This window comes from Pseudomonas sp. Sample_24, from assembly GCF_004307605.1.
Taxonomy (GTDB): Bacteria; Pseudomonadota; Gammaproteobacteria; order Pseudomonadales; family Pseudomonadaceae; genus Aquipseudomonas.
The window spans coordinates 37,156-46,611 of sequence record NZ_RCNW01000347.1 but is presented as its reverse complement, the minus strand read 5'-3'; the positions used below and the strand labels follow the sequence as shown (position 1 = coordinate 46,611).

Annotated in this window: 3 protein-coding genes; 2 read left to right on the top strand and 1 reads right to left on the bottom strand. The window is 55.6% G+C overall.

The window, feature by feature from the left end; all coding sequences use genetic code 11:
- Positions 1-1,485 (bottom strand): AAA family ATPase (locus D8V06_RS20190; protein WP_153189262.1); only part of this gene is annotated, 1,485 nt, incomplete at its 3' end.
- A gap of 194 nt (positions 1,486-1,679) precedes the next feature.
- Between D8V06_RS20190 and D8V06_RS20185 the strand changes: the two genes are divergently transcribed.
- Positions 1,680-2,687: a hypothetical protein gene (locus D8V06_RS20185; protein WP_130905571.1), complete on the top strand. Its 1,008-nt coding sequence runs from the start codon at positions 1,680-1,682 to the stop codon at positions 2,685-2,687.
- A gap of 230 nt (positions 2,688-2,917) precedes the next feature.
- Positions 2,918-9,346, top strand: a complete 6,429-nt coding sequence (locus tag D8V06_RS20180; RefSeq protein WP_347238264.1) for a DUF3320 domain-containing protein — start codon at positions 2,918-2,920, stop codon at positions 9,344-9,346.
- Positions 9,347-9,456 lie beyond the last annotated feature (110 nt).

Below are 9,456 nucleotides of genomic sequence, written 5' to 3'. Positions count from 1 at the left end.
CAGGGTCGCGGACTTCGTTTTCACAGCCTCATTGATCTTCGACCAGTCAAAAAGTTGCTGACCATCGAGGGGTACACCCTTGGCAATTTGCTCGATCCGCGTCCTCAGTAAGCTGAACCAAGATTCAGCTTCCGCCTTTTCGAAGCCCACGGTGGATATTTGCACGAGCCAATCAGCCTGGGAGGGAAGGGCGGGGACACGACGCCTGCGTTCGTTTAAAGCTGTTTCGGCTGTCTTTGCCGCGGTCTCTAGGCCGTCGGTGACAAATTTTTCAAATCCGGCCAGTCGTGCCTTCGCTGCATCGTCTAGAGCTTGATGGCAAAGAACGCATCGTGAGTCATCTGACACGTTCGGGAATGCGGACTCAGGATACGCCGCGGCAGCGGAATAAGCGCGAGCGTGCTCCCACATCTGCTGCCACGTTGCCGAGCCGACACCCTCCAGTTCTGCTTTCCCGAATATAGCGGCCGCAGCCTCTTCACTTGCTTTACGTGACTTCACGGCTTTTTCATTCAGGCCGACTAGCTCAAGCGCGGCAGCATCATTTGAACCTAATTGCAGCGTGGACATCGATGTTTCGATGCTCTTCAGAGCTGTTTTCTCTTTGCCAATCGCCTGGATTCGACCAGAAATATTTTTCTCGGCAAGGAGTGCTTCCTTCTCGATCCTTTCACGGGCAAGCTCCTCGGTATATGAGCATTCTTTATCAATGCTTGACGACGGGGTCGTGCTTTTGAGGGCCTGCAACCATTTCGCTTCGGCCGTGACCGAAAGGGCACTTGGCAGGGTTGGGAGGGCCCCTTTGAGTTTTTCTCTTTCTCTGGTCAGCTCTGCGTTGACTGCATCGGCAGTGGCGATGAGCGCCGACACAAATTTCATGCGACTCGGTTCATAGCAAGCTTCAGTTCGCCCCATGTATTGTTGTGCGGCCTTGCTGTCGAACACCTGCGCTTGACGCAACGCTTTGTGGGGGCCGCTTGGAATGTCCCACTGGACGTCAACGGATTTCCCGTCAATTGATACTTTGAATTGAGCACGGCAATCCGTAGGGTTGGGATCGAAGACGTTGCCCCGTATTTCATCCTTGGATCGTGAGCCGCAAATCTGCTTTAGCAGCCGGGCAAAGCCGCTTTTACCAGTGCCATTCTGGCCGTAGATGACAGTCAGGTTCGAGCTACCAAACGGGAGATTGGCCCCGGCTTTGATGGCGTTGAGACCATGCACCTCCAGGATTTCATCAATCCTCACTGGCGGTCGGGTTGCGGCCTGGGAAAGTGTGCCAGGCACTACGCTTAGAAAACCTGGGTCAGGCTGGCCCTTAGCTTCCAGCTGGCAGAGTCTTGACAGCTCCTTAATTTTCCCTTCATTCAGCTGGCGCTTCGTGTCGATCATCATACGCGCAGCAGTCTGCAGCCACTTCGGACGACCATTTAGCCAAGACTCAAAATCGTCCATCACTACCGGTTCTTGCTCAAGCGTCGACATGCTTCCTATCCCACGGCTAAATCTGTGAGATTAGGCGTAAGGTGGCTTTTGGCCAGTATTTGGCTGCTGGTTTGGCGACTAAAATGTAACTTGGAAAGACTCGCGTTCAGAAATAGCTTCCTAGGGACGCTTTCGCCGTTTGCACCCGCCATATGTTAATGTGCCATCATCAGACTATTTCAAGGAAAGATCTTATGGGATGGAAAGGCACGCTCAGGTCAATGCAGGCTTCAGCATGTCGTGCGGAGCGCAATTCACATCGCCGGCAGCGCGAATTGGAGCGCCAACACAAAGAGTACGCGCGCATGGAGGCCCTTGAGCAGGCAGCCTATGAGGTGGAGGTTTACGAGAACCACGTCGAGGTCTTGCTTTCGGTGCACAAAGATTGCGGTGATGTCATTAACTGGAAGTCCCTGCTGAACAGTGTTGAGCCTAGGGAGCCATCTCTGGACGTTACCGCTGAAGCAGCAGCATCTGATGCACTAGCAACCTATGCGCCTAATTTTTTGGCCCGCCTACTCAGACTCGAAGCCCGACAGCGCAGAGCCCTGAGTCGCAAAGTGGAAGAGGGGAAAGCTGAAGATCTGCGGCGTTTTCAAACGGCACATTCCGATTGGCGCCAGGCTCATGCCAACTGGGCTGATGAACGGGAGCTGGCGCACCGCATTATTAACGGTGACAAACAAGCCAAACTGGATGCGATCGAAGCGTTCGAGCCATTCACCGAAATCGCTCATCTGGGCTCGGGTATTGAGTTGATTGTCCATGAGTCCGGCTTAGTGGAGGCCCGGCTGGCTATTCATGGCACGCACGTTATCCCGAGCGAGATTAAGTCACTCCTGAAAAGCGGAAAGCTGTCCACTAAGGCCATGCCGATCGGCCGTTTCAATGAGCTGCATCAAGACTACGTATGTAGCTGCGCGCTGCGTGTAGGTCGAGAGCTGCTGGCGATCCTGCCTGATGATTTGGTGATGGTGACGGCACTCGATAACGTGCTCAACAGCTCCACAGGCCATTTGGAAGAGCTACCGATCTTGAGCGTAGCTTTCTCCCGAAACACGCTGGATTCGCTCAACCTTGATGCCATTGATCCGTCTGAAGCAATGAAGAACTTTGTTCACAGCATGGCCTTCAAGAAGACCCAGGGTTTCTCAGCCGTCGTTGCACTGGATGCCAGGAGTTTCAATCTGCAACGCGCTTGAATGCAAGCCCGGTGCAGCTAATGTCACAGCTAGCTGCGTCGGTACCCTCAGGAGGCCTTACCTCGTTCACCCATTGCCTGGATCGGCATCTCGTAAAATGCACGGGAGACCAAAGGCTCATTACTACTCCTGCTAGAAGCGCTATCATCCCGCCACCAGCTCAAGTGGGGGCCCTCTTGATCGGGCATTCGCCTGCACCCCCTGAGCATCTGAGACAAGGAAGGTTGCGCATGGACGAGCTCGTTCAACACGTCACCCCACAAGAAGAACCAAAGCCGAAAGAGTTCAAGATCCTCGCTACCTTGGTATCAAAGCTCAACCTTGCAGACTTCCAGAATGCGATTCCGGTTATCCATGAGCTACGCCTCTCGAACGAAACGAGTGAGCGTTACCTCAACGCTACGCTGACGCTGACCTCTTCACCGGAAGTGTTCAAACCGAAAACCTGGCGTATCGAAGAGGTAGCGCCCGAGTCGTTTCGATCCATTCCTGGCCTAGACCTCATTCTGGATGGGCCTCTGCTGAGTAGGCTCACAGAAGCCGAAATGTCTACGTTCTCCTTCACATTGGAGGCGGATTGCAACGAGGCGGAAAACGGTCGCAAAGTGATTGCTCAGCTCGAGCAGGTCGTTGAGCTACTGCCCCGCAATCAGTGGGGTGGGTTAAGGCATATCCCAGATATGACAGCTGCGTTTGTTCAACCGAACGATCCGGCTGTGGAGCGGCTGCTTAAGCAGGCTGCTGAATTGATGCGCTTGAGTGAAAAGTCGCCCGCTTTGGATGGTTACAGCGGTGGGCCCAAGCGGGCTTGGCAACTGGCGTCAGCCGCATGGGGCGCAGTTGCACGCATGAAACTGGATTACTCCTTGCCGCCGGCCAGTTTTGAGCAATCCGGTCAGAAAGTGCGTAGCCCGAGCCAGATCGCAGATTCCGGCCTGGCCACTTGCATGGATCTGACCCTCTTCCTATGTGCAGCATTGGAGCAGATCGGCCTTAACCCGGTAATCGTTTTTACTCGCGGTCATGCTTTCGCGGGGGTTTGGCTGAAACCAGAAGAGTTCACCACCACCTTAATCGACGACGTTTCGACTGTGAGGAAGAGGGTGAAGCTCAAAGAGCTTGCTCTGTTTGAGACTACGTTGCTCACTCAACCATCGATCCCTCCCTTCGCCTATGCAGTTGAACGTGGAGCCAAGCAGATCGATGAGGAGGCTGAGTCCGAATTTGAAATGCTGCTTGATGTACGGCGTGCCCGCCTGCAGCGCATCAAACCGTTGGCCAGCTCCGAAGCGCAGATTGCCCGAGTCGTTACGACTGATTTGGACGATGGGCCAGGCCTTCTCATTGAAGATGGCGATGATATCCCCGATGAGATCGTCAACGTTGAAGTCGAAGACATTGCCAAGCTTAGCCCCAAAGACAGGCTAGAACGTTGGCAGCGAAAACTGCTTGATCTCTCGTTGCGTAACAATTTGCTCAACTTCAAGTACGGGAAGAAGGCGCTCAAGCTTGAGGCCCCGGATCCTGGCGCTCTCGAAGACATTCTTGCCAGCGGACAGTCGCTGAAGCTTCTGACGCGGCCTGACCTCATGGATGGAGCTGATCCACGTGAGAAAGAGCTGTATGAACAGCGTGAGCGTGAGGATGTTCGCCGGCGTCATGCAGAGGACGCCCTGAAGCGTCGAGAGGTGTTTGTAGCTCTCACCAGCCGTGAGATGGACGTGCGCTTGACCGAGCTCTATCGCGGCGCTCGTACAGCACTGCAAGAGGGTGGCGCCAACACGCTGTTCTTGGCTGTCGGTTTCCTGAAGTGGACGCGAGAAGATAAGGCCGGTCAAAAGTACACTGCGCCCCTGGTGCTGATACCAGTCAGCCTTGAGCGTAAGAGTGCGCGTTCTGGTTTTTCGATCGTGCTCCATGACGATGAGCCTTGCTTCAACCCTACGCTGATCGAGATGCTTCGACAGGACTTCGAACTGGGCCTGGGGTCGCTCGAGACCGAGCTACCTCGTGATGACTCGGGGTTGGACATCGTCGGCATCTGGAGGCGAGTAGGTCACGCTATCAAGGACATTCCTGGATGGGAGCTGTCCGAAGATGTGACCTTGGCCATGTTCTCTTTTGCCAAGTACCTTATGTGGAAGGACTTGTCAGAGAACGCCCATCACCTACGGCAGAATTCTGTCGTTCAGCACCTTCTTGATACACCTCGGGACTCGTTTGCATCGGGTACACCATTCCCGGATGCAAAATTCCTGGATCGTGATTACGGCCCTGCAGATGTGTTCTGCCCACTGCCATCTGATTCGTCCCAGCTTGCCGCGGTCATGGCTGCATCCAAAGGAAAGGACTTTGTGCTGATCGGGCCACCTGGTACCGGTAAAAGCCAGACGATTTCAAACATGATTGCTCAGTCGATCGCTCAGGGTCGGCGTGTGCTGTTTGTCTCCGAGAAGATTGCCGCTTTGGACGTCGTCTATAGGCGTCTTCGTGAAATCGGCCTCGGAGAGTTCTGCCTCGAGCTACATTCCAGTAAAGCCCGCAAGGCTGATGTATTGGCTCAGCTGCAGTCAGCCTGGGAAGCTAAAGGGGAGGTGGATGTGGATGCGTGGGAGGTCGAGGCTCAGCGGCTGGCCTCTATTCGCGACAGCTTGAACATCTATGTAGAGCGTCTCCATAACCGATACCGGAACGGTTACTCCGTATACGATGCGATCGGTACCGTTACCTCCGGTACTGACGAGCCAATAGCGAGCTTGAATTGGCTGTCGCCTGAAACTCATGACCAGAAAGCAATGCTGGACATTCGTGAGCTCGGCGACCGTCTTGAGGTTAACGCTCAAGAGGTGGGTTACGAAAATCTCGGCGGCCACGCTCTTTCCGGGATCGGTCAAACAGAGTGGTCTCCGCATTGGAGGCAAGAGTTTGTTCAAGCAGCTCGTGATGTGCTGCCTTCGGTTCTAGAGGCACAAAAAGCGATTCATCGCTTCATCGAATTGGCAGGGCTGCCGACAGTTCCCCACACACCTTCGCCTCTTGAAGGTCTGTCGACTCTTTCTTCGGTGCTGCCCACCGCAGCTGGTCATGACTGGCGCTTCGCTTTGTTGCCGAACGCTCGATCAATTGCACAGCGCTTAACGGATGGCTGTAACTGGATTGAGGAGCACCGGGATCTTACTTCCAAGCTGTCTGCTATCTGGCCTGCCAGAGTCGCGGGTGATGCCAGGCGTGCGATGGATTTGCTGAGTCAGCGCAGGTCGACTATGGGCTCCCTGGGTGCTGCTTGGGCTCCAGCCGTAGTGGAAACGCTTCAAGATGCGCTTTCAAAATTCTCAACAATCAAAGAGCTCTCTGATCAGCTCTCCGTAAGCTATAGCGAGTCGGTAGAAGGGCTCGAGGTCGAAAACCTGCACCAAGACTGGCTAAAGGCTGACGATGCCATCTGGCCTAAATCCTGGTTAGGCAAACGACGCGTTACGGCCTCACTTGCTGCTGTGCAGGCCGCTCCTGGAGAAGCGGACGTAGCGAAGGATCTTTCGACTTGGATCGAAATCCGTGCCGTCAGAAAGTCGATTGACGAACTCCAACCGGGAGCCCAGTGCGCCGATGTTTGGAGTGGGGCAAAGACCAACCCTGGCCACCTATCGCGTGCCATTGCCTTCCAGATCGCTTTGTCTAATCAGTTGAGCAATTCCGGGTGGCACGACGAGGGGTTCGAAGCCATCGAGCAAGGGCAGCTTGGCGAAGCGCTGAAGGCTCAACTATCCCGCATGCGCGCTATTGTTCGCCTCGACGGTGAGTTGGCGGAGTTCACAGAGCTTGCGAGTCAGACTGCGGAGCTTTGGAAGGGCCTCGCTACTGAGACCGAAATACTTACGGCAGGGTTGCAGTTCCAGTCTGAGCGACGCGAGATTGAAGAGCGTGGGCGTCTAACCGATGACCATCCTCTTGTGGAGGAGGGACGTTGCGGGAACGTTTTGAAGAATGACGTTGTTCTGCTCAAGAAGCGGGGCATCCTGGAGCGAGATTTGGCAGACCTTTCTGACCTGCGAGAGGTTGTTCCACTTTGGAATGATTTGAAGACAAAGGTGGACGACGCACGTCAGGCTGTGCTGTTCCAGGGCCAGATTGCGGTAGCTTTGGCCAAGCTAGCCGAGAGCCCGGAGCAAATTGCAGGGTTCAAAGGGCCACTCAATGCGTTGCTTGGCGACGGGAATGCTTTGCTCGAGCCTGAAGGCTCCATCATTCAGTCGGGGATTTCCCTTCGTGACAAGCTGAAGAATGTGGAGGCGCGGTCGGCTCACTTGACGGCCGTTGGCCAATTCACCGAGATAACGGTAGCAGCGAACTCAGAGCTTTCGCTCGAAGAGCTCAAGCAGAACTGTGAGCTGATGGTGGCTTCCGAGCCTCGCCTGAGAGCCTGGTGCGCCTGGCGCAAAGTCCGCGATGAGGCGTATGCAGTTGGCTTAGCTCCGATCGTGGAAGCTATGGAGAGCGGCGCCATCACCGCGGGCAAGGTGCGTCGTGTGCTTGAAGTGAACTACGCTCGCTGGTGGCTTAACGCGACCGTCGACAACGAGGCCGTCATCCGCACCTTTGTCAGCGCTGAGCACGAACAACGCATTCGCGATTTCCGAGCGTTGGATGATAAGTTCATCGCCTTAACTCGTGACTGGCTGCGCGCGCGTCTGTGCTCTGAGCTGCCTAGCCAGGAGAGCGTAACGCGTTCATCGGAGTGGGGGTTGTTGCGCCATGAGATGAACAAGAAGACTAGGCACATGCCACTGCGCGAGTTGATGAGCCAAGCGCCAGGTGCACTAACCAAGCTCACACCGTGTCTGCTTATGAGCCCGCTGTCGATCGCCCAGTATCTGCCATCTGATACGACACCGTTCGACTTGGTCATCTTCGATGAGGCATCCCAGATTCCTGTGTGGGATGCGATTGGGGCGATGGCTCGCGGTCGCCAAGTCGTGATGGTGGGTGACCCGAAACAGCTGCCGCCGACATCGTTCTTCGGGCGTGCTGAGTCTTCATCGGAAGACGAAGACACTGAGGCAGATCTGGAAAGCATCCTGGACGAATGCATCAGTGCAAACCTCCCGACTCGCAACCTTAACTGGCACTACCGTAGCCGTCACGAGAGCCTCATCGCATTCTCGAACCAGCGCTACTACAAGTCGGAGTTGGTTACATTCCCGTCGCCATTTACAACCGACAAAGCAGTCAAGCTGCATCCCGTTGCCGGTATCTATGACCGAGGCGGTTCGCGCACAAACCGCATCGAGGCACAGGCGCTGGTAACCCACCTTGTCGCTCGGTTGAAATCGCCAGCCTTCCGCGAGTCTGGCCACACCGTAGGTGTTGTGACCTTCAACGGCGAGCAGCAAAAGTTAATTGAGGATCTGCTCGACGAAGCCTGCCGTAAGGATCCGTCCCTGGATAGCTACTTCTCTGAGTCGCTGCTTGAGCCGGTGTTCGTGAAGAACCTCGAGAGCGTACAAGGCGATGAGCGAGACATCATTTACTTCTCGATCACCTTCGGTAAGGACGCAGCCGGGCACACCTCGATGAGCTTTGGCCCGATGAACGAGAAAGGTGGAGAACGTCGACTCAACGTAGCCATCACTCGAGCACGTCAGGAGCTTGTCGTGTTCTCGACCACTCGCCCCGAACACATGGATCTGTCTCGTACCAAGAATGAAGGTGTACGCGATCTGAAGCACTTCCTGGAGTTTGCTGAGCGAGGGCCGCAGGCCCTGGTTGAAGCTGATCGAGGAAGCGTTGGTGGCTTCGATAGCCCATTCGAGAAAGCAGTTGCGGCTGAGCTTTCCAAGAAAGGCTGGCAGGTCGTTACCCAGATCGGCGTGTCGTCATTCCGCATTGACCTCGGCATCGTGCACCCTGATTCGCCAGGTCGATTCCTTGCCGGCGTTGAGTGCGACGGTGCTACCTACCATCGCAGCGCGACCGCTCGTGATCGAGATAAGCTTCGAGAATTCGTTCTGCGTGGGCTGGGTTGGGAGATCGTGAGGATCTGGTCGACGGACTGGTGGATTGACGCTGCGGGCACTGCAGAGAAGGTTCATCATAAACTCATGGCTTTGCTGGAGTCATCGCGTGCCAAGCAGGCTGCAATCGATGCTGCCGAGGAAGCAGAGCGACTCAAAACCGACGCTGCCGTTGCCGAGGTGATTGAGGTGGTGGAGCAAGTGAGCCAAGTGATCACGGGCGAGGAGGGTATTCCTGTGGCCAATGACCCGACTGGCGCCTTCCAGGAGCTCAAATACGCGAAGGTGGCCACCGTTGAGGCCGCTGCTGAATACGTAGCCTATGTACCGGCAGACTACCCAGTCTATCGTGAGACAGATCCTACTCAGGCCGTGGATGGCGTGAGCCCTGACCATTTCTTCAATGCCGCCTACACGCCGATTCTGCAGAGCATGATCGCCCACGTTGTAAACGAAGAAGGCCCCGTACTCGACAGCGTGCTGTCCCGACGCATCGCCCGGGCACACGGATGGGTTCGTACAGGAGCGCGTATTCGTGATCGCGTTGATCAGATCGCGCGTGCTCACTTCAGGTCTCATGAGGAAGAGCAACTGGGGACCTTCTTCTGGCCAACCAACCTCGATTCAGCTATTCCGCCGTCCTGGTGACGATGACTCCGTGCGCAGCCTGGCGGAAATCTGCCTGCAGGAGTTGTCTGCGCTTGTGGGTGAGATGGAAGCAAAGGGGCATGCGGCTGAGGCCTTGATCCACGCCGTCG

Excerpts from the sequence above, each read along its gene's own strand:
- D8V06_RS20185 (WP_130905571.1), top strand. The coding sequence starts at position 1,680 with ATGGGATGGAAAGGCACGCTCAGGTCAATGCAGGCTTCAGCATGTCGT.
- D8V06_RS20180 (WP_347238264.1), top strand. The coding sequence starts at position 2,918 with ATGGACGAGCTCGTTCAACACGTCACCCCACAAGAAGAACCAAAGCCG.